This window comes from Xanthomonas sp. DAR33341 (assembly GCF_003992815.1).
In the GTDB taxonomy this organism is placed as follows: Bacteria; Pseudomonadota; Gammaproteobacteria; order Xanthomonadales; family Xanthomonadaceae; genus Xanthomonas; species Xanthomonas cissicola.
The window spans coordinates 104,226-124,396 of sequence record NZ_QEYV01000016.1; the positions used below are offsets into that span (position 1 = coordinate 104,226).

General features: G+C 64.4%; 15 protein-coding genes and 3 pseudogenes. 10 read left to right on the forward strand and 8 right to left on the reverse strand.

What is annotated here, in order from left to right:
- Window positions 1-230 precede the first annotated feature (230 nt).
- The 3 genes from EO156_RS04700 to EO156_RS04710 form a co-directional block, all read right to left on the reverse strand.
- Window positions 231-1,298, reverse strand: a complete 1,068-nt coding sequence (locus EO156_RS04700) for a glycosyl hydrolase family 18 protein (protein ID WP_016851462.1) — start codon at window positions 1,296-1,298, stop codon at window positions 231-233.
- 3 nt (window positions 1,299-1,301) lie between these two features.
- Window positions 1,302-2,987, reverse strand: coding sequence for an alpha-L-fucosidase (locus EO156_RS04705; protein ID WP_016851463.1), 1,686 nt, complete (start codon window positions 2,985-2,987; stop codon window positions 1,302-1,304).
- 207 nt (window positions 2,988-3,194) lie between these two features.
- Entirely contained in the window at window positions 3,195-5,858 is a 2,664-nt protein-coding gene (locus tag EO156_RS04710) for a TonB-dependent receptor (RefSeq protein ID WP_011052016.1), read from the reverse strand.
- A 720-nt stretch (window positions 5,859-6,578) separates the two neighbouring features.
- On the opposite strand from EO156_RS04710, the gene EO156_RS04715 reads away from it, so the two are divergent.
- The gene (locus EO156_RS04715; protein ID WP_016851464.1) at window positions 6,579-7,577 is read left to right on the forward strand and encodes a glucokinase family protein; all 999 of its coding nucleotides are present in this window, start codon (window positions 6,579-6,581) and stop codon (window positions 7,575-7,577) included.
- 459 nt (window positions 7,578-8,036) lie between these two features.
- Here the strand turns inward: EO156_RS04715 and EO156_RS04720 are convergent, their stop codons facing one another.
- On the reverse strand, window positions 8,037-8,771 hold the full coding sequence (locus EO156_RS04720) for a 16S rRNA (uracil(1498)-N(3))-methyltransferase (protein ID WP_003482429.1): 735 nt from the start codon (window positions 8,769-8,771) through the stop codon (window positions 8,037-8,039).
- On the reverse strand, window positions 8,762-10,180 hold the full coding sequence (bioA, locus tag EO156_RS04725; RefSeq protein WP_016851465.1) for an adenosylmethionine--8-amino-7-oxononanoate transaminase: 1,419 nt from the start codon (window positions 10,178-10,180) through the stop codon (window positions 8,762-8,764). The genes EO156_RS04720 and bioA overlap by 10 nt, the downstream gene beginning before the upstream one ends.
- A 41-nt stretch (window positions 10,181-10,221) precedes the next feature.
- Between bioA and nudE the strand changes: the two genes are divergently transcribed.
- The 9 genes and pseudogenes from nudE to gcvH all read left to right on the forward strand — a co-directional run bounded on the left by nudE (window position 10,222) and on the right by gcvH (window position 16,368).
- A complete protein-coding gene (nudE, locus tag EO156_RS04730; RefSeq protein WP_016851466.1) occupies window positions 10,222-10,770 on the forward strand; it encodes an ADP compounds hydrolase NudE in 549 nt (182 codons plus the stop codon).
- Entirely contained in the window at window positions 10,767-11,567 is an 801-nt protein-coding gene (gene cysQ, locus EO156_RS04735) for a 3'(2'),5'-bisphosphate nucleotidase CysQ (RefSeq protein WP_003482426.1), read from the forward strand. The genes nudE and cysQ overlap by 4 nt, the downstream gene beginning before the upstream one ends.
- A 206-nt stretch (window positions 11,568-11,773) precedes the next feature.
- Window positions 11,774-12,793 carry a nucleoside triphosphate pyrophosphohydrolase gene (gene mazG / locus EO156_RS04740; protein WP_016851467.1) on the forward strand — a complete coding sequence of 340 codons (1,020 nt, stop codon included), beginning with the start codon at window positions 11,774-11,776 and terminating at the stop codon, window positions 12,791-12,793.
- Window positions 12,790-13,125, forward strand: a complete 336-nt coding sequence (locus EO156_RS04745; RefSeq protein WP_008572067.1) for a YnfA family protein — start codon at window positions 12,790-12,792, stop codon at window positions 13,123-13,125. The genes mazG and EO156_RS04745 overlap by 4 nt, the downstream gene beginning before the upstream one ends.
- Before the next feature lie 153 nt (window positions 13,126-13,278).
- A pseudogene (locus EO156_RS24305) lies at window positions 13,279-13,423 on the forward strand (SPFH/Band 7/PHB domain protein); the annotation flags it as partial.
- A 201-nt stretch (window positions 13,424-13,624) separates the two neighbouring features.
- Window positions 13,625-14,101, forward strand: a pseudogene (locus EO156_RS04760) (SPFH domain-containing protein); the annotation flags it as partial.
- A 3-nt stretch (window positions 14,102-14,104) separates the two neighbouring features.
- Window positions 14,105-14,547, forward strand: a pseudogene (locus EO156_RS04765) (NfeD family protein).
- A 172-nt stretch (window positions 14,548-14,719) separates the two neighbouring features.
- The gene (gene gcvT / locus EO156_RS04770) at window positions 14,720-15,829 is read left to right on the forward strand and encodes a glycine cleavage system aminomethyltransferase GcvT (RefSeq protein WP_003482420.1); all 1,110 of its coding nucleotides are present in this window, start codon (window positions 14,720-14,722) and stop codon (window positions 15,827-15,829) included.
- Window positions 15,830-15,972: 143 nt separating this feature from the next.
- Entirely contained in the window at window positions 15,973-16,368 is a 396-nt protein-coding gene (gene gcvH / locus EO156_RS04775; RefSeq protein WP_003482419.1) for a glycine cleavage system protein GcvH, read from the forward strand.
- Here the strand turns inward: gcvH and EO156_RS04780 are convergent.
- From EO156_RS04780 to EO156_RS04790, 3 genes are all read right to left on the reverse strand, one after another.
- Window positions 16,362-16,682 carry a hypothetical protein gene (locus EO156_RS04780; RefSeq protein ID WP_124632088.1) on the reverse strand — a complete coding sequence of 107 codons (321 nt, stop codon included), beginning with the start codon at window positions 16,680-16,682 and terminating at the stop codon, window positions 16,362-16,364. The genes gcvH and EO156_RS04780 overlap by 7 nt on opposite strands.
- Window positions 16,683-17,368: 686 nt before the next feature.
- Window positions 17,369-17,788 carry a hypothetical protein gene (locus EO156_RS24600; RefSeq protein WP_016849236.1) on the reverse strand — a complete coding sequence of 140 codons (420 nt, stop codon included), beginning with the start codon at window positions 17,786-17,788 and terminating at the stop codon, window positions 17,369-17,371.
- Between the two features lie 691 nt (window positions 17,789-18,479).
- Complete coding sequence (locus tag EO156_RS04790; RefSeq protein ID WP_016849237.1) at window positions 18,480-19,823, reverse strand: serine hydrolase domain-containing protein; 1,344 nt, start codon at window positions 19,821-19,823, stop codon at window positions 18,480-18,482.
- Window positions 19,824-20,171 lie beyond the last annotated feature (348 nt).

The window sequence follows — 20,171 nt, forward strand, 5'->3', positions numbered from 1 at the left end:
ACACGGCAGCCACGCACAGTAGCAAAGCCGTGTCGGAAGACGCAGTGACTGGCGCACGCTTCGTCCCGCTGCGCAGCGCGGGCGCTGCGTGGTCATGCGATCACGTCAGGGGCGTCGGTCGCTGCAAAACCGGCGCGGGCGACGCTGGAACCGGAATGCAGCCAGGCAGTCCGATTCCTTGCACCAGCCGCGCCCGCCCGATCACGGTGCCGTCGTTGCGTCAGCTGCGCTCAGCGCTGCGCGGTCGGTAGCTCGTCCCACACCTTCGGGTCTTCGGCGCCCAGCACCCAGCAGCTGAATCCTTCCAGGCCGTATTGTCTGGTCAGCTCGTAACGTGCCTTGAAGCTGCGTGCGTCAGGGCGGAACACCCACTCGCGCATGTCGTCGCGATAGAAGTAGAACCATGATTCCTGCTCGACCGGATCCCACTGCACGGTGGCGTTCTGTTCCTGCGCCAGCGGGAACGACTCGTCTGCATCGATATACGTTGCGGAAATATTCGACGCCTCGGTGCCGTCGTCCTTCACCGGGTTGCCGGTATACCAGCGATAGCCGTAGGTGGCGATGCCCAGCGACAGCTTGTCCTTCGGCACCTGGGTGATGGCGTAATCCAGGTGCTTCTTCATCCACACCATGCCATCGACCGGGCCCGGTGTGGTCCAGCGCGTGTGCTGGTCGTAGGTCATCAGGCTGACCAGATCCACCGCCTGGCCCAGCGCCTTGAGGTCGTACGCACCGCGCCAGTATTCCCACATCCACTTGGAGAACTGGCCGCCTTCGGCATAGCCCGGTGCGTTCGGCACCACGGCGACCGACATCTTGAAACCGGCCTTGTGCAGCGCGTCTGCGGTCTGCTTGACCATCAGCGTGTAGGCGTCGCGGTCGGTCCAGGCGATGTTTTCGAAATCGAACTGGAAGCCGTAGTACTTGTGCTGCTTGCCGTGGATGAGCAGCGATTCGATCATGCGCTTCTTGGCGGCTTCGTCATGCATCAGCTTGTGGAAGCCTTCGCGACCGGTGGTCATCGACAGGATCGGCATGACCCGCAGCTTGTGCTGCTTGGCGATGTCGTACAGATACATGTTGGGGGTGCCGTTGACCAGGCCGTTCTGGTCCACGCCATACCAGGTAGGCACCACCACATCGATCTTGTCGACGTTGGCGATGAAGGAGTTGGTCGATTTCTGCGTGTTCATCAGATAGAACAACGCCGTGGGGTTTTTGGCCAAGGCCGGGGCGCAGGTCAGTGCCAGCGCGAGCAACATCCAGGTCAATCGCTTACTCATGAAAGACAACATCCGTCAGGGAGTGGGGGAGGAAAGGTCGATGCGGAAGACGTAGGCACTCTCGCCAACCGGCTTGACCGGCAGGCGCAGATGCAGGCCGTCGGCGCGTTGTTCGAACGGGATCTTCTTGCCGTTTGCCAGCAAGGTCACGGCGCGTACGCCGTCGGCGGCCTTGAGCGAGCGGATCACCGCCTCGCCATTGCTGGGCCAGCCGAGCTCGATCGCATACAGCGCGCCATCGCGCGTGGTGAAGCGGAAATCCTCGGCCGTGTACGGCTTGGTCTTGATGTCCTGGAAGGTGCCGCCCACCACTTCCGTGGGGCCTTCGCCGTACACGCGCCACGGCGTGCTGTCGTAGATCGCGCTGCCGTTGGTCTTGAGCCACTTGCCGATCGCCAGCAGGATGCCGCGCTCGGTGTCCGGGATCGAACCATCGGCGCGCGGGCCGATGTTGAGCATCAGGTTGCCGTTCTTGGCCACCACGTCGGCCAGCATGTGGATGATGAAGGTGGGCGACTTGTAGGTGTCGTTTTCGATATAGCCCCACGAGGCGTTGCTCACCGAGGTGTCGGTCTGCCAATGCGTGGGGTGGATGCCGGTGAGCTGGCCGCGCTCGATATCCAGCGTGCCTGCGCCTTCGGGGAAGGCGCCGAGCTTGTAGTTCACCACCACGCCGCGGTCTGCTTCGTTCCGCGCCGCGCCCTGGTTGTAGTAGTACGCCAGCATCGTCGGCAGGCTGCGGCGGAAGGTGGGGTGGGCAATCCACCAATCGAAATAGATCAGGTCCGGTTGATAGGTGTCGATCAACTCGGTGGTGCGCGCCAGCCAATCGTCCAGCCAGGCCTGCGAGACCGGCGTCCAGTCGTTGGCCACATCGGCATCGTCCTTGCCCGGCAAGCGCACCTGCGCCGGACCATACAGCCCGGCGTAACGCGGATCGTTGACGTCCGAATCGAAGGTGCGGCCGCCATCGAAGAACCAGTTGTGTTCGGCGCGGTGCGATGACAGCCCGAAATGCAGCCCCTGTGCGCGAATGGCCTTGGACAACTCGCCCAGCAGGTCGCGCTTGGGCCCCATCTTCATCGCGGTCCAGTCGGACAACCTGGAGTCGTACAGCGCAAAACCGTCGTGGTGTTCGGCCACCGGCACCACGTAGCGCGCGCCGGATTGCCGGAACAGCTTGGCCCAGCCAGTCGGGTCGAACTTGGGCGCGGTGAACTTGGGAATCAGATCCTTGTAGCCGGAACGCGCCTGCGGCCCGTAGGTCGCCACGTGATGGGCGAACTCCTTGGAGCCTTGCAGATACATGTTGCGCGAATACCACTCGCTGCCGAACGCCGGCACCGAGAACACGCCCCAGTGGATGAAGATGCCGAACTTGGCGTTGTCGTACCACGCCGGCGATTGATAGGCCTTCAGTGCCGCCCAATCGGGACGGAACGGCCCCTTGCGCGCGCCGGCTTCGGCTTCGCGCACCAGGCGCTCGCGTTCGGGCGCATAGGCAGCGGTGGCATCGAGCCACTGCTGGTCGATCGCTTCGGGGCTGAGCGTGGCGGCGGTGGGGGCGGTCGGCGATTGCGCCGCATTGACGTGCAGCGCGGGCAGCGCGAGCAAGAGAGCGAACGCGAGCATTCGGCTCCTGGGTGCAGCTCCGGCGTGGCGGCGGGATGGAGCCGCGAACTGGCGGCTATCGGTCGTCATGGGAACTGCACTCCTGTAAGCGAAACGCGTCGGTCATGCTGCGGCCGCGCGTGGATGGCGAAAGCGGGCCTGGCCACGCCCCCTCGGCGGCGAAGGGGCGTGGCCAGTACCACTCCTTGGTGCGACATCGACCTGCCGCTGCGGACAGCGACAGGTCCAAAAAAAAAGCGCGCCACCGTGGAGGGTCGGTGGCGCGCCGGGACTACGTCAGAACTTGAAGTTCAGCTGGGCCTGGTAGCCGCGGCCGTTCTTGTACATGCCGATCGGTGCGTACTTCACTTCGTTGTACCAGTAGTACGTCGAATCCAGCAGGTTGGTCGCGCTGAAGCTGATACCCATCCAGTCGTTGATCTGATAGGAAGCGGTCAGATCCAGCTGCTTGTATTCGTCGGTGAAGACCTTCGAATCCAGCCGGCCGATCTGGGTGAAGTACTTGGACCGGTAGCTGTAGTTGACGCGCACCGTCCACGGACCCTGTTCCCAGTACGGAATGATGTTGTAGGTATTGCGCGACAGGTAGGGCAGGTTCAGGCCTTCACTGGCATCGGCTTCGGCATAGGTGTAGTTCGTCTGCAAGCCAAAACCGTAGCCGAAGGCTTGCTGGTAGTTGATCGATGCGCCCTTGACCTTTGCATTGGACACGTTGATCGGCGAACTGACCGTGTAAAGCCCGGTGACCCCGCTGACCGGATCGGTCAGTTGTTGCTCGCTGGTGTCGGTCACGATGTAGGAACCGATATCGCGGTAGAAGACTTCACCGGACAGCATGCTCGACGGAGCGAAATACCATTCCGCCGCGAGGTCGTAGTTGGTCGATTCGTACGGCTTCAGGTTGGGGTTGCCGCCGCTGGCGGTCAGGTTCTGGCTGTTGGTGCTGTTGAAGGTGAACGCACCGGCCAGATCGCCATAGCGCGGACGCGCGATGACCTTGGCTGCCGAGAAGCGCAGCACGGAATCGTCGGTCATGTCATAGGCGATGTTGAAGCTCGGCAACGGCTTGAAGTAGTCGGTGTTCTGCGCGACACGGCTGTAGTTGTTGCCACCGCTGTTCTGCCAGTACAGCGACTTGTCCTTGGTGTCGACCAAGCGCACGCCAAGGTTGCCGCGCCACTTGCCGGACTCGAAGTTCAGCTGGGTATAGAAGTTATGGGTGATTTCCTTGACATCGAACGAGGAGCCGTAGTCGATGCTGTAGGGGCCTTGCGGCTGGCTGCGCAGGTAGTTGATCACCGAGCGCAGGTTGGCGGTGGACCAGTTGGTCAGGTCGCCGCTGGCGCCCAGGCCGTCGTACAGGCCGCTCGGCGTCGTGCCTGGGCTGAACTGGGTCAGCGACACCGCATCGGTGGTGTTGATGCGATTGCCGCGGGCATCGACGCCGTTATCGTGGTTGATGTACTTGTAGCCGAACTGCAGCTTGTTGAACGGGCCCCAGCTCAGGTCGCGCGCGGCATCCCACTGGAAGTACTTTTCCTGGTCCTCGCTCTTGGCGTAGTAGATGCCACCGGCCTGCATGGCGCCGGTGGCGGTCGAACCTGCCGGCAATCCTGCCGGGCTGCCCGGCAGGCCCCAGTTGGATGCAGCGCCGTTCTGGTAGTTCACGTCGGTATGGCTGCCGTCGTAGGCGAAGTCATAGCCGCCGTCCTGCAGCAAGAACTTCATCAGGTACTCGGGATTCTTGCCGCCGGTGGCCTTGGTGTCGCCGACCTGGGTGGTGAACACCCAATTCTCGCCGTAGAAATCGTGGCGCAGGTTCAGGCTCTTGGTGGTGACGGTGCTTTCGCGATAGTTGGTGTCCAACTGCGCATAGGGCTGGTTGCCATTGCCGGCGCCGTCGGTGACCGTGGCCTGGGTGATATAGCCGTTCTGAACGGTCGCGCTGGTGATCTTGTCCTGGTCGCCGCAGCCTGGGCAAACGTAACGCGATTCGCTGAAGTTGTTGTACTTGCCCTTGATGTAGATGCCGGTCAGATTGAATTCGTTCTGCTCGTTCGGCTTCCACTGCAGTGCGCCCTGCAGGCCGTTGCGCTCGCGGGTCTGCTGGAAGAAGGCGCTGTTGATGCCGACCGGAATCTTGGCGGTCGCGACGCTGCCACCGTCGCCGGAGATGTTCGCGGTCGCCGGGATGCCTGCGCCGGTGTTGTAGCCGAAGAACTCGATACCGGCGCGTGCCAGATCCTGCTTGTCGTGCGTGGCCGAAATCAACGCGCCGAAAGTTTCGTCGTCGTTCTTCCAACTCCACAGCGCCGAGCCGCGCGGATTGCCTTCTTCGGAGCGGTCGTTGTAGTTGTAGCCGACCGAGCCGCGGATGGTGTTCTTGGGCAGATCAAGCGGCTTGCGGGTGTGCACGATCACGGTGCCGCCGATCGAGCCTTCGTCGATGCGCGCTTCGGGGGTCTTGTAGACCTCCATCAGGCCGATGATTTCCGGCGACAGCAGCGTGTAGTTGAAGGTACGGCCGCTGGTGTCGGTCGGGTTGCCGCCCCAGTCGCCCGAGGCGATGGTCTGGCCATTGAGCAGCACGCGGTTCAACGCCGGGTCGGTGCCATTGATGCTGACCTTTTCGCCTTCGCCGAACTGACGGTCGACGCTGATGCCCGGAAGATGCGCCAGCGATTCGGCCGCATTGGTGTCCGGGAACTTGCCGATGTCTTCGGCGCTGATCGCATCGACGATGGAATTGGCCGAGCGCTTGACCGCCTGGCTCTTCTCCAGCGACGCGCGGTAGCCGGTGACGGTGATGGTATCCAGCTCGGTGGTGCTCGACTGCGTGCCGGCCGGTGCTTGTTGTTCTTGTCCGGCAGCCATTGCAGAGCCGGAGCAGTACAGAGCGGCGGTGATACAGAGTGCTAACGTCGTGGTGCGGCTGTGCATGGCTAAACCTCATTGGTTAGTGCTGTGAGCGCGCTGCCCTGCAGATAGGGCGCAACGCGCTCGGCGTGGCCGGCAAAACAACACGCCCTGACCGATCGCGATAATTGCGCTGGCACGCTTCTTTCGAAGCAGAGTGCAGGCGATTCGCGTGGTGAAGGAGGTGTCCCCCGTGTGGTGAAGCGGTGGAGCTAAACGCACATCAGCGAGCGGGAACGTCTGGCGACGCACGACTCGCGAATCTGGAATGCCAGGCGAGGGAATGCCCGTTCTTCAGTACCGAACAGTCCATGGCCCCTCCTGCCAGAACCCCGATTTGAATCGAGTCTCGCGTAGCCCTGACAGCGTTGTCAACACGTCGTCACAGATCTCTGATGTGGTCGCGACTGCGCTGCAATGCAGCATTTCCGGGCAAAGGCAAACGCTGCGCCGCAGCATTTTGCGCAATGCGCTTTGCGAGCGCGACTGCTACCATCGGCGCGTACTATCGTAAAGACCGCAACACCACCGGTTCGCCCTGGAGTTGTGCTGGAATCGCCGGCGCGCCTGCAGATTTTTGGCGAATGAGGCGTGCCGTTCCGCTCGGGCCATGTCGCGGTTGCCACGGTTGCGTTACAAGACGATTGCTGACAACGTTGTCTACCCGTTTGCCGTTCGTCGGATAACGGACGACGAGCCAGCCGCCGGCACTGATCAGGAGAATGCGTGAGCGCAAGCAGTCCAATGGAAGCGGTGGCCTTTCCGCGCCCCGAAACCTTCGTTGCCGCCGATGTGGGCGGCACGCACGTGCGCCTGGCGCTGGTATGCGAGAGCAATGACGCGGGCAAGCCGATCACGGTGCTGGACTATCGCAAGTACCGCTGCGCCGACTATCCGGGCCTTGCCGACATCATGGCCGCGTTCTTCGCGGAACTGGGTTGTGCACCAGTACGCCGGGGCGTGATCGCCAGCGCCGGCTACGCGCTGGAAGACGGTAGCGTGATCACCACCAATCTGCCCTGGGTACTGGCGCCGGAGCAGATTCGCCGCCAGCTCGGCATGCAGGCCCTGCATCTGGTCAACGATTTCGAAGCGGTCGCCTATGCGGCCAATTACATGAGCGGCAACCAGGTCATGCAGTTGTCTGGCCCGGTGCAGGGTGCCGCAGGCCCGGCGTTGGTGCTTGGTCCGGGCACGGGCCTGGGCGCGGCGCTGTGGATCCCCAACGATGGTCATCCGGTGGTGCTGCCCACCGAAGCCGGCCACGCGGCACTGGCGCCGGCCAGCGATCTGGAAATGGCGTTGCTGCAGGAACTGCGGCGCACGCGCACCCACGTGGGGACCGAAACGCTGTTGTCCGGCCCGGGCCTGTTGAATCTGTACACCGCGCTGGCGGCCTTGCGTGGGGACACCGTGGTGCACGCCAGCCCGGCCGATATCACCGCGGCCGCAATGGCCGGCAACGATGGATTGGCGCACGACGCCTTGCAGGCGTTTTGCGGATTTATGGGCAGCGTGGTCGGCGACCTGATGCTGCTGTATGGCGTGCGCAGTGGCGTTTATCTGGCTGGCGGTTTCCTGCCGCAAATCGCCACCTTTATCGCCGATAGCGACTTCGTCGCGCGCCTGCTCGACAAGGGCGCCTTGCGTCCCGCGCTGGAGCAGGTGCCGGTGAGCATCGTCGAGCACGGCCAGCTTGGCGTCATCGGTGCTGCCAGCTGGTTCCTGCAGCGCGGCCGCTGAGCGCTCGCATACGGCAGGTGCAGCGAGCCGGCTGCACCAGATCGATCAACTCCGCATTCCGGTAGGAGCGCACCCGGGCGCGACGCGGCGTTGCCGATAAACGCCTGGTCGCGCCCAGGTGCGGTCCTACGAGCCAGCGGGGGGGTGTCAGGCCGGAACACGCAGACGGAGCCGTCCACATGCAACGGACGACGCAACGCCGAGCAAATTCCCGCATTCCGGTAGGAGCGCACCTGGGCGCGACGAGGCGCTACCGATAAACGCCTGGTCGCGCCCAGGTGCGCTCCTACGAGCCAGCGCGGGTGTCAGGCCGGAACACGCAGACGGAGCCGTCCACATGCAACGGACGACGCAATGCCGAGCAATTCCCACATTCCGGTAGGAGCGCACCCGGGCGCGACGCGGCGTTGCCGATAAACGCCTGGTCGCGCCCGGGTGCGGTCCTACGGCGTCATGGCGCTATAGGTCCCCGAACCGCGACTGCAGCGCCGCAATCGCCGCCAGCCCCGCCGTTTCGGTGCGCAGAATGCGCGGCCCCAGCTGCAGTCCGCTGAAACCCGCCTCGGCAAGCAGTGCGCGATCGCGTGGCGACCAGCCGCCTTCCGGCCCGATCGCTACGACGATGTGTTGCTGGATGCTCGATGCCAACGTGCCCAGGCGATGCTCGCCCTGTGGGTCCAGCGTCAGCCGTAGCGCATGCGCGTCGCTGGCCTGCGCCGCGTCCTGCAGGCCCTGCGGCGCGGCCACGCTGGGAAGACGTGCACGCCCGGATTGCTCGCAGGCCGACACCACCACGCTGCGCCAGTGCGCCACGCGTTTTTCGGTGCGCGCCGCATCGAGCTTGACCTCGGTGCGCTCGGCGATCACCGGCACGATCGCCGCAACGCCCAATTCGGTGGCCTTCTGCAGGATCAGATCCATCTTCTCGCCGCGCGCGATGCCTTGCATCAAGGTGATACGCAGCGGCGATTCGTTGGAGAGCGGCTCGGCGCGTTCCACCCGCGCACGTGCATCGCGCTTGCCCGCCACGGTGATGCGTGCGTGGTAGTCGCTGCCGTCGCCGTTGAACAGGATGCAGGCATCGCCCTCGCGCAGCCGCAGTACCCGCAGCAGGTGATTGGCCGACTCTTCCGGCAATGTCACTTCCTGGTCGCAGTGCAGCGGCAGCGCGACATGCGAACGGGTCAGGCGCATGCGACCGCTTCCGTGATGGCATGGCGGGTGGTGTCGGCCAACAACGCAAGCTGCGCCTCGTCCACGCAATACGGCGGCATCCAGTACAGCACGTCGCCAAGCGGGCGCAGCACCACGCCTTTTTCGAGCGCCGCGCGATACGCCTTCAGGCCGACGCGTGCGGCAGACGCAAACGGCGTACGCTTGTTACCGCCCTGGGTCAGCTCGAAGGCCACGATCATGCCGGCCTGGCGCACGTCCGCCACGGACGGGTGTTCGCCGATCTGCGCAGCGAGCGCGCGCATGCGCGCGGCGATGGGTTGGTTGCGCGCAATCACGTCGTCGTCTGCGAAGATCTTCAAGGTCGCCAGCGCCGCGGCACATGCCAGCGGGTTGCCGGTGTAACTGTGCGAATGCAGAAACGCACGCTCGCGCGAATCGTCCAGGAACGCGTCGTACAACTGCTGCGTGGCCAACACCGCCGACAGCGGCAGGAAGCCGCCGGTCAGTCCCTTCGACAGGCACAACAGGTCGGGCATCACGCCGGCCTGTTCGCAGGCAAACAGGGTGCCGGTACGGCCGAAGCCGGTGGCGATCTCGTCGGCGATCAAGAATGCACCATGGGCATCGCATAATTCGCGCGCGCGGCGCAGATACGCCGGGTGGTACATGCGCATCCCGCCCGCGCATTGCACGCGCGGCTCCAGGATCAGTGCACAGATTTCGCCGGGCGAGCGTTCGAACAGTGCCTGCAACGCATCGGCTGCGTGCAGCGCATGGTCTTCGGCGCTTTGCCCCGGTTCGGCCAGGTAGGCATCGGGCGAGGGCGTGAACATCGCCTCCAGCAACAGCGGCGCATACACGCGCCGGTACAGCGGAATATCGCCAACCGATAGCGCGCCGATGGTTTCGCCGTGGTAACCATTCTCCAGTGCGATGAACCGCGTCCGCCGGTGGTCGCCGCGATTGTGGAAGTAATGAAAGGCCATCTTCAGCGCCACCTCCACGCCGGCCGATCCGTTGTCGGCATAGAACACCTTGGACAACGGCGCGCGCCCGGCCTGGCGTGGCGCGATCGCCAGCAACTGCTCGGCCAGTTGCACGGCCGGCATATGCGTGAAGCCGGCCAGCATCACCTGCTCCAGTTCGCCGGCCTGGCGCGCGATGGCCGCGCCGATGCGCGGTTCGGTATGACCGAACAGGTTGGTCCACCAGCTGCTTACCGCGTCCAGATAGCGGCGGCCGTCATGGCCGACCAGCCATGCGCCTTCGCCACGCGCGATCGGCACCAGCGGCAGCGTGTGCGGGTGCTCACGCATCTGCGTGCAGGGGTGCCACACCACGGCAAGATCGCGTTGCCGCCAATGTTCGGCAGTTTGTGCGGCTGCAGGGTCTGCTAGGATTTCGGGTTCATGGACATGTCGATGCATCCGCCTATTCTATCGGCCCGCTTTGCGGCTGCGTGCGACGCATGAGCTCGCGCCTGCCGATCATCCACAAGATCACCGATCTGGGCGACGGGCCGTTCCGTCGGCAGCAGCTGGAGCTGGAGTTTTCCAACGGGCAGCGTCGCATCTACGAACGCCAACTCAGCCAGGGCCATGGCGCCGTGGTGGTGGTACCGATGCTCGATGCGCAAACCGTGCTGCTGGTGCGCGAATACGCCGCCGGCGTGCATCGCTACGAACTCGGTCTGGTCAAGGGCCGCATCGACGCCGGCGAAACACCCGAGCAGGCCGCCGACCGCGAGCTCAAGGAAGAAGCCGGCTATGGCGCACGCCAGGTACAGGTGCTGCGCGCGATGACGCTCGCTCCTACTTATATGAGTCACCAATCCTGGTTGGTGCTGGCACGCGACCTCTATCCCGAGCGCCTGGTCGGCGACGAGCCGGAAGAGATGGACGTGGTGCCGTGGCCAATCGCACGTCTGGACGAATTGATGCTGCGCGAAGATTTTTCCGAAGGCCGTTCGCTGGCCGCCTTGTTCATTGCGCGCGAGTGGCTGGAGCGCAATCCATGATCCGCATCCCGATGGAGCTGCGCGAAACCGTGATCGCCATCGCGCGCGACGCCGGCGACGCAATCATGGAGGTCTACGCCCAGGACTTTTCGGTGGAGATCAAGGACGACGCCAGCCCGCTGACCCAGGCCGACCTGGCGGCCAACCGCGTCATCGTCGAAGGCCTGCGCCGTGTCACCCCGGATGTGCCGGTGCTGTCGGAAGAGTCTGCGCATGTGGCCTGGGAGCAACGCCAGTACTGGACCAGTTACTGGCTGGTCGATCCGCTCGATGGCACCCGCGAATTCGTCAAGCGCAATGGCGAGTTCAGCGTCAACATCGCACTCATCCATATGGGCGCACCGGTGCTCGGGGTGGTGCAGGCGCCGGTCGACGGACGGGTCTGGTATGCCGCGCGTGGCGAGAACGCCTTCCGCCGCGATGGCGACCGCGATGAGATGCTGCACACGCGCACCCCGGCCGCCATGCCGTTGCGGGTGGCAGCCAGCCGTTCGCATCGCGACGCGCGGACTGCCGCCGCGCTGGAGCGGATGGGCGAGATCGACGTGGTCGCGCAAGGCTCGTCGTTGAAGTTCTGCCGCATCGCCGAAGGCGATCTGGACGTGTATCCGCGCTTCGGCCCCACCTCCGAGTGGGACACCGCCGCCGGCCAGTGCGTGCTGCATGCGGCCGGTGGCGTGTTGCTGGCCGGCGCCAGCGGCAAACCGTTCCGCTACAACCGCCGCGACACCTTGCTCAACGGCGACTTCATCGCACTGGGCGACCCCAATCTGCCCTGGCGCGATTGGCTGGCCTGAGCGGCATGCGCGCCGTCCTGACGGCGGCATGGCTGCGCAAGGTCCTGACGCTCTGAAAGGTACACTCCGGTATCTCAGCACGCGCTTGCGTGCCGCGTCTATTGCGGGGTGCAACGGCCGCTTACGTCGCTTACGTCGCTTACGTCGCTTACGTCGCGTGGGAATGCGCTGGCGGCGCACCCACTCACAGGTTCCAGGAATACACGATGCCTCAGACCCCATCCATCGGCGATATCCAGCAGCTGTTGCACGTGATGGCGCGTCTGCGCGATCGCGAACACGGCTGTCCCTGGGATGTGCAGCAGACCTTCGCCAGCATCGCGCCATACACCATCGAAGAAGCCTACGAGGTGGCCGATGCGATCGATCGCAACGACCTGGCTGGCCTGCGCGACGAGTTGGGCGACCTGTTGCTGCAGGTGGTCTTCCATTCGCAAATGGCGGCCGAGCAGGGGGCGTTTACATTCGCCGACGTGGTCGCCACGCTTCGCGACAAGCTCATACGCCGCCACCCGCATGTGTTCGCCGCGCAACCGGCGGCCGATGCGCAGGCGGTGAGCGCCAACTGGGAGCAGATCAAGCGCGAAGAACGTCGTGCTGCCGGCAACCAAGACGACTCCGCACTTGCCGGCATCGCGCGCGGGCTGCCCGAATGGCAGCGCTCCACCAAACTGCAGTCGCGTGCGGCGCGCGTGGGTTTCGATTGGCCCGGCCCGGCGCCGGTGCTGGAAAAACTGCAGGAAGAAATCGAAGAGTTGCGCGTGGAATTCGCACGCGGCCCGGTGGCCGACAATCAGGCCCGGCTGGAAGACGAACTGGGCGATGTGTTGTTCGTCTGCGCCAATCTGGCGCGCCATGCCAAGGTGGATGTCGGCGCCGCGTTGCGGCACGCCAACCTGAAATTCGAACGTCGCTTTCGTGCGATGGAAGCGCAGGCGCGTACTGCCGGCACCTCGTTGAACGCGTTGTCGCTGGGCGAGCAGGAAGCGTTGTGGCAACAGGCCAAGCGTGAGGAGCGCAGCGGCGATGTGCCGGTCGTCGACAGTCCGGCCATCGACGGTTCCGCGGGCGATGCATCGGCCTTGCACGCCCCGGTGTCCCACGCGCCGCCCGTGGACAGCCCTGTCAGCAGTCACCCGTCCGTTGGCGGTGAGGTTTTCCGCAGCGCAATGGGGTATCAAACCGGCGTCGATGGCCCCGATTCCGAAACGCCGCGCCCCGCATGACGATCGCGCCGACCACGCTGCTGTTGTTCGCCGCGACGGCGCTCGCCGAGTTGGTGGGTTGCTACCTTCCTTATCTCTGGCTGCGCAAAGGTGGCAGCGTGTGGTTGCTGCTGCCCACTGCGCTGAGCCTCGCCGTCTTCGTCTGGCTGTTGAGCTTGCATCCGGAAGCGAGCGGTCGCGTGTACGCGGCCTATGGCGGCGTCTACATCGCCAGCGCGCTGTTGTGGCTGTGGTGGGTGGACGGCGTGACGCCGACGCGCTGGGATCTGCTCGGCGCCGCCTGTTGCCTGCTCGGCATGGCGGTCATCATGTTCTCGCCGCGTAGCGCCTGACCGCGTTTGCAGGAGCGCGCTTGTTGGCTGTCTTACGACAGCCGCCGGGTGCGGCTGCGCCCGGGCCCGCTCCGCGCGTGGCCGGCGTAAGCCGCCGGGAGCGCCGAGGCATACTCACGCAGGGATAGATCCACTACCTGCAAGGGGCCGCACCTGTTTCCGGCTTCATGTCTCGCCATCGCCGTGCTGGTTGCCGGCGTCGTTGTCCTGTTCAAAACCGTGCGCATGGTGCCGCCACACCATGAGTCCGGGGCTGCACTTCCTGGTGCCGGTGGTCGACGGCGTGGGGCGTGCACTTTGCCCAGGCTGGTGGCCTGGGCAAAGCGCGCAACGCGGTCTCGGCGCGCCACAGGGCGCTTCCCGGAGGGTTGGCCGTCAGCGGCACGCAGCGTGCGCCGCGCGGCTTGCCTTGGCGCCAGCCAAGCCGGCGCCGCGCAGCACCCGCTTGGTACCGCTGACGGCCAACGCATCTCATCTCGACGCCCATAACACGCTCTATATCCGCGACGTCCAGCCGCCGCGCGACCTGATCGATTCGATGGCGCGGCAGATGAAGGCCGAGCGCAGAGCGTGCGCAGATCCTCGAAGCCGAAGGCTCGCGTCAATCGGCAATCTTGCGCGCCGATGGCGAGACGCAGGCCGCCGTGCTCGAGGCCGAAGGCCGCAAGGAAGCCGCCTTCCGCGATGCCGAGCGCGCCAACGTCTGGCCGAGGCCGAGGCACGCGCGATGCAGATGGTGTCCGACGCCATCGCCAACGGCAGCGTGCAGGCGATCAACTGTTTCGTCGCACGGAAGCATGTGGAAGCATTCAAGGCGCTGGCCACCGCGCCCAACCAGAAATTCGTGCTGATGCCGATGGAATCCAGCGGCATCATCGGTTCGATCGCCGGCATTGCCGAGCTGGCCAAGCAGGCGGCCGGCAAACCCGACGCGCCCATGCGCGTCCCGCCGATGCCGCCGCGCGCGGGAGACTGAGCCATGCGCTGGGACGTGGCGGTCTGGGGCAGCGCTGGCGCTGCTGCTGATTGCGGCCCAGACCCTGGTGCGTGTGCGTTCCTGCTGTGGATGGGGATCGCTGCCGCAGCGGTGTGCTTATTGGTGCCGGTGTTGCCGGACATCGCGTTGCTGTGGCAGATCGTGGCGCTTGTGCTGCTCAGCTTCGTCTTGGTGCAGGTGTATCGCACCTGATTTCGCGGCAAGGGCTCCCAGAGCGATGGCCCGCTACTTGATCGGCGTGCCGAGCAGTTGATCGGCCGTTGCGTGCCGCTCGATCAGGCCATCCACGATGGTCGCGTCCGCGCCAAGGTCGATGATGCGTTCTGGGTGGTGGCCGGCCCGGACCTGCCGGCTGGCACTTCGACACGCCGGTGCGCATCGTCGGCGTCGATGGCATGACCTTGCTGGTGCAGCCGGCCGCTTGATGTACGCGGGCAGGGCATGCAGTGCGGTGCCCGCCTGAGCATTGTTGCAGCGCGGCGTAGCGTCGCGCTGCGTTACTGCCCGCAGGCAGCGCAACCACACAACGGCGTGTCTGCCGTTCCCCCAAGCGTGACAGGATGGCGATAATGGCCGTCTTTCCTCGGAACGGCGCACATGACCCAGAAGACCATCCTCAACGACACCCATCGTGCGCTTGGCGCCAAGATGGTCGACTTCGGCGGCTGGGACATGCCGATCCACTACGGCTCGCAACTGGACGAGCACCACCAGGTGCGTCGCGACGCCGGCATGTTCGACGTCAGCCACATGACGGTGGTCGACCTGCACGGCGCGCGGGTGCGCGAGTTTCTGCGCTACCTGCTCGCCAACTCGGTGGACAAGCTCAAGGTCTCCGGCAAGGCGCTGTACACCTGCATGCTCAATCCGCAGGGTGGGGTGATCGACGACCTCATCGTCTATTACATGACAGAAGACTTCTTCCGTCTGGTGGTCAACGCCGCCACCCGCGAAAAGGACCTGCAGTGGATCGGCGAGCAGGCCGCGCGCTTCGACGTGCGCGTCGAAGAGCGCAGCGACTTCGCCATGATTGCCGTGCAAGGTCCCAGCGCGCGTACCAAGGTCATCGACCTGCTCGACCCTGCCGACACCGCAGCGGCGAGCAAGCTCGGCCGGTTCGCCGCGCTGCAGACGCGTTCGCGCGATGGCATCGAGTTGTTTCTTGCGCGCACCGGCTACACCGGCGAAGACGGTTTCGAAATCGTGTTGCCGCAGCAGGCCGCCGTCGCATTCTGGAATGCGTTGCTCGCGCAGGGCGTCAAACCGGCCGGCCTGGGCGCACGCGACACCCTGCGTCTGGAAGCGGGCATGAATCTTTACGGGCAGGACATGGACGATGGCGTCACCCCTTACGAGGCAGGGCTGGCCTGGACGATCGCCCTGGACGAAGGACGCGACTTCATCGGTCGCAGCGTGCTCGAATCGCAAAAGGCGCAGGGCGCACCGCGTCAGCTGATCGGTGTGGTGATGGACGAGAAGGGCGTGTTACGGCATGGCCAGACCGTGCTCACCGCCAACGGCGAAGGCGAGATCCTGTCCGGCACGTTCTCGCCGACGCTGGGCAAGGCGATCGCCTTCGCGCGCGTGCCGGCCGGCAGCATCGAGCAGCTGCGCGTGGACATCCGCGGCAAACAGGTGCCGTTGAGAGCGGTGAAGTTTCCGTTCGTGCGCGATGGCCAGGCACAGCCCGGCGTGCTCGGCGACTGAATCGTGTAGCGCCATGTATGCCGCGCGCGGCGCTGCGCCCGCGTCCGGATCGCCATCGCCACACCGCCGTGCGTGCACCTGTCTTGTCGCGCGGTCTAAACTAGCCACCTGTCCCCAACCATCATCTTTCCCGGAGCACACCCATGAGCGAGATCCCTGGCGACCTCAAGTTCCTCAAATCCCACGAGTGGGCCCGCGTCGAGAGCAACGGTCGCGTGACCGTCGGCATTTCCGACCACGCGCAGGGCTTGCTGGGTGACCTGGTTTACGTCGAATTGCCAGGTGTCGGCGACACCGTGCAGGTCGGAAACGGCGCTGCGGTGGTGGAATCGGTCAAGGCCGCCTCCGACGTCTACAGCCCGGTCAGCGGCACCGTCGTCGAGGTCAACAGCGCGTTGAGCGACAAGCCGGAAACCATCAACGAAGACGCCTACGGCGAAGGCTGGATCTTCGTCGTCGAGATCGACGACAAGGAACAGCTCAACGACCTGTTGGACCCGGACGACTATGCCGAGCTGCTCGAAGACGACGATCACTGATCAGGTGTCGTTGACGCCGGCATCCGATGGCCGCTCATAGAGCGGCCATTTTTTTGAGCACGCCTTCTGTCGGTGACGCGTATCTTGGTGCAGCGATGCCGCGCAAGCCGCCAGCGAAATCGGAGAAAGGGGAACGTCGGTCGGGGATCGCGATGCCGCTGGTGCATGTCGATGCGGTACGTCGACAGCAACGGTCCGACGCGCGTCCACTGCTCGCCCACCTGCACTGCGCCGGATTTCTGACGTGAGTCGTTCGTGAGGGTTTGGCGTGCGCCCGGTGAAAAAATTTTGTGCATGTCGCCTTGCTCGATCATCCGTCAGTGCACGCGATGGATGCCGCAGTCGGTGCGCGCGGCTGCATGCATGACGCTCCAGACGCTCGATAAGTTTGCGCATTTCTGCTCATGCGACGTCGGAAGTGCAGCCGTTGGATAAAAAATTTTCAGCTGGCGGACAGGCGGCAAGCCATGCCGTCGCATCGGCTTCGCTGCCGTGCGGACGAAGTGTTCGGGCAGGCGTGCAAGCGCACGACTTAAAAAAAACAGCGGAAAAGAAGTGCTTTTTCGAAAACGCTGTTGGGCGAGCGCGCTTCTCGGTTGGACGGGTACGCCCGCGCGCGGGGCGATTCGCTGGCGCGGACATGGCGCGCAGCGACGGTGGGTAGAAAAAAAATTGCAAAAGAGTGTTGACAGTAAAAAAAAGCGTGATTAGGTTTCGCCCAGCAGACATTGCTGCGGAAGAGAGTGAGCAGAATCGACATCACGCCGACAAGCTTGTTCCGGATGTCCACCGAAGCGCTAACCACGGTGGAGTCGGGTCCGCTTCTCTCCAAGAAAGCAGTTGTCGTTCCGACTACGCACCCGTGTCGCCGTTCGATGCGGGTGTTTCTGTATCCGTTCCGTCGCGCATCATCTGCGGACGGTCCCCGACGACGGCATGCCGTCGCGGGGTTTGGTTCAACTGGGCGTTTCACCTCCATAGTTCACTGACGAGGAGCCAATTACATGGCCACTGCAAAAGCTGCGAAAAAGAAACCCACTGCCAAAAAGGCAGTGAAGAAGACTGCCGCCAAGAAGGCAGTCAAGAAGGTCGCCAAAAAGGCGACCGCCAAGAAGGCAGTAAAGAAGACTGCTGCCAAGAAGGCCGTCAAGAAGACGGCAAAGAAGGCAACCGCCAAGAAGGCAGTAAAGAAGACTGCGAAGAAGGCAACCAAGAAGACGGCCGCCAAGAAGGCAGTGAAGAAGACTGCAAAGAAGGCGACCAAGAAGACTGCCGCCAAGAAGACCGCCAAGAAAGCCGTCAAGAAGACCGCCAAAAAGGCAGTAGCGAAGAAGGCGACCAAGAAATCCGCCACCAAGAAGACCGCTACCAAGAAGCCTGCCGTGAAGAAGGTCGCCAAGAAGAAGCCGGCCGTTCGCAAGAAGAAGGCCGCTCCGGTCGCGCTGCCCGCAACCCCGGCACCGCTGATCTGATCTTGTAATACCCGATCGCCGTAAACATCGAGCTCTCTCTCCGACGCCCAGCGGGGAGGGAGCTTTTTTATGTGCCGGGCTGGCGCGGTCGGTGCGAGGCTGCGCGTTGCCAGTCCGCAAACGGCGTAGGTGTTGCCGGCCGAGCAACGTCGCTCATTTCAAGTTTGCGGCATTGTGCCGCCAGGCGCGCATGCCGGTCGGCAGTGCAGATGTCGCCGTGGGATCATTCTGACTTTGCCCGCCAACTTGGACAGTTGTCGATGCCTTCGCACGATGGCTCGAGGGCAGACAGCACGACAGCACGCCGCCGCTGCCTGACCTGATGGCGTGCCGGAAATGCAGCAGATCGGAAGGCAGAGACCTTTGGGAGACCCAAGCCGCGAGACTCCAGAGCCGGCCGCTGGTGCTTCCACTTCGGTACGCCGAACAGATCGGCTCAGCCGCAACGTTGGTGGCAAGGGGTGTTTACGGCAGCCAGACAATGCCGGCGTATTGCGCATCCACGGCCTTGCTCTTTGCGCGCCAGGCAGGCATGCCTTCGCTAGCCGAGCAACGCGCGTCGGAGACACAGAAACAACGAAGGCGGCCGAAGCCGCCTTTGCCCACGTCACCGACCCGAGGTCAGTGCACGACGTCCACTCAGCGCGGCGAGGCCACCGACTTGCCGGAAGACGCACCCTTGCCAGCCGGGTCGGGTTTTTCTGCCAGCATGTTCTCGCTGCCGAAGTCGCCGTCCACGTCGATGTCCAGCCAGCGCTTGGCCGGCAGGCCGAGCGCGCGATCCAGGATGGTCGGCAGCATGCCCGAGGGCAGGCCGCTTTCGCCGTTCCACAGGATCGCAACGCCCAGGTCGCGCTCCGGCAGCAGTGCGACCAAACCGCGATAACCTTGCACCGCGCCGGCATGGAACACCACTTGATGGCCGGCGTAATCGAACACGCGCCAGCCCAGCGCATAGCTGGCCGCGTCCACGCGCTCGTGGCGCCAGCCCGAACGCATTTCGCCCGGCGTGGAGATCAACGGCGCGTGCAGCGTCGCCAACAGCGGCGCAGGCAGCACATCGGTGCGATGGCCGGTGTGCGCGAGCAGCCACTGCGCCATGTCGCTGGCGCTGGCGTTGACGCCCGCAGCGGGCGCCAGACGGTAGTAGGTGGGCTTGGGCGTCAGCGAGACCCAGCCATTGCGGCTGCGCACATGCGGACGTGCCCAGTGCGGGCTTGCCTGGATACCGGCCAGCCCCATGCTGGCGTCGTTCATGCCCAGCGGCTTGAAGATGCGGCGCTCTACCGATTGCTCGTAGAAGCTGCCCGATGCGGCGAACACCACATCGCCAACCAGGCTGAAGGCGACGTTTTGATATGCGTAGCAATCGCCCGGTGCGCAACGCAGCGGCGCAGCCGCCAGCTTATGGCTGAGCGAGTAGTAGTCGGCGTTGGATTCGATATCGCGGTCGTAGGCGTTGCGGGTCAGGCCGACGCGATGGCTGAGCACTTCGGCCACGGTGAGTTGCCGGGTGGCCGCGTTGTCGCTGAGCTGGAAGCCCGGCACATAGTCGACCACTTTGCTGTCCCAGCGCAGCACGCCATCGTTGACCAGCAGGCCGGCCATGGTGCCGGCGAAGGCTTTGGACAGCGAGGCCAGGCGAAACACCGTGTGGCCATCGACCGGCTGCGGATGATTGACGTCGGTGACGCCATAGCCGCGCGCGCTGAGCACCTTGCCGCCCTGCACGATGGCCATCGCCATCCCGGGCACCCGGTTGCCGTAGGTCAGCTGGTCGGCCATCGATTCGAATGCCGCCACATCGAAACCGGCAGCAGGTGCCAACACCTGGTTGGCCGGCAGCGAGGTGCGATAGGGCAGCGGTGCGGTGGGCGACTGCGCCACAGTGGCCGCCTGCAACGCAGCGGCGGTGGGCGCGGGTGTCTGCGCGGTGGATGAGAGGGCCAGGGGCAATAACGCCCCGAACAGCCCGATAGCCAACGGTCGGAACCGTCGGCGCGTGCGCATTTCTGTCATGGTTGTCCCGCCTGTTCCGCTGCCTCCGGCGATTCTAGCGCCGCGCTTTGCAATAGCACAAACTGCCGGAAGATGAATGGGCATCGCATTGATCCTATTGATGATTTTAGAGTCAGCATTCGAGTATTCCGGTGCCGCCGACGCGTTGCCACGCTTTGGTGCAATACGAGTTGCAAGCAGCGTGCCGGCGTGGAGGGCACCGGGCCGCAGTGTCCTGCGACTGGTCGCTGGTGGCGCTGCCTCGCATCGGCTAACTTGCGCGCTTCTTTCACAGGTGCTGCCGTTGCCATGTTTTTTCTGTCGGGCCCGCTT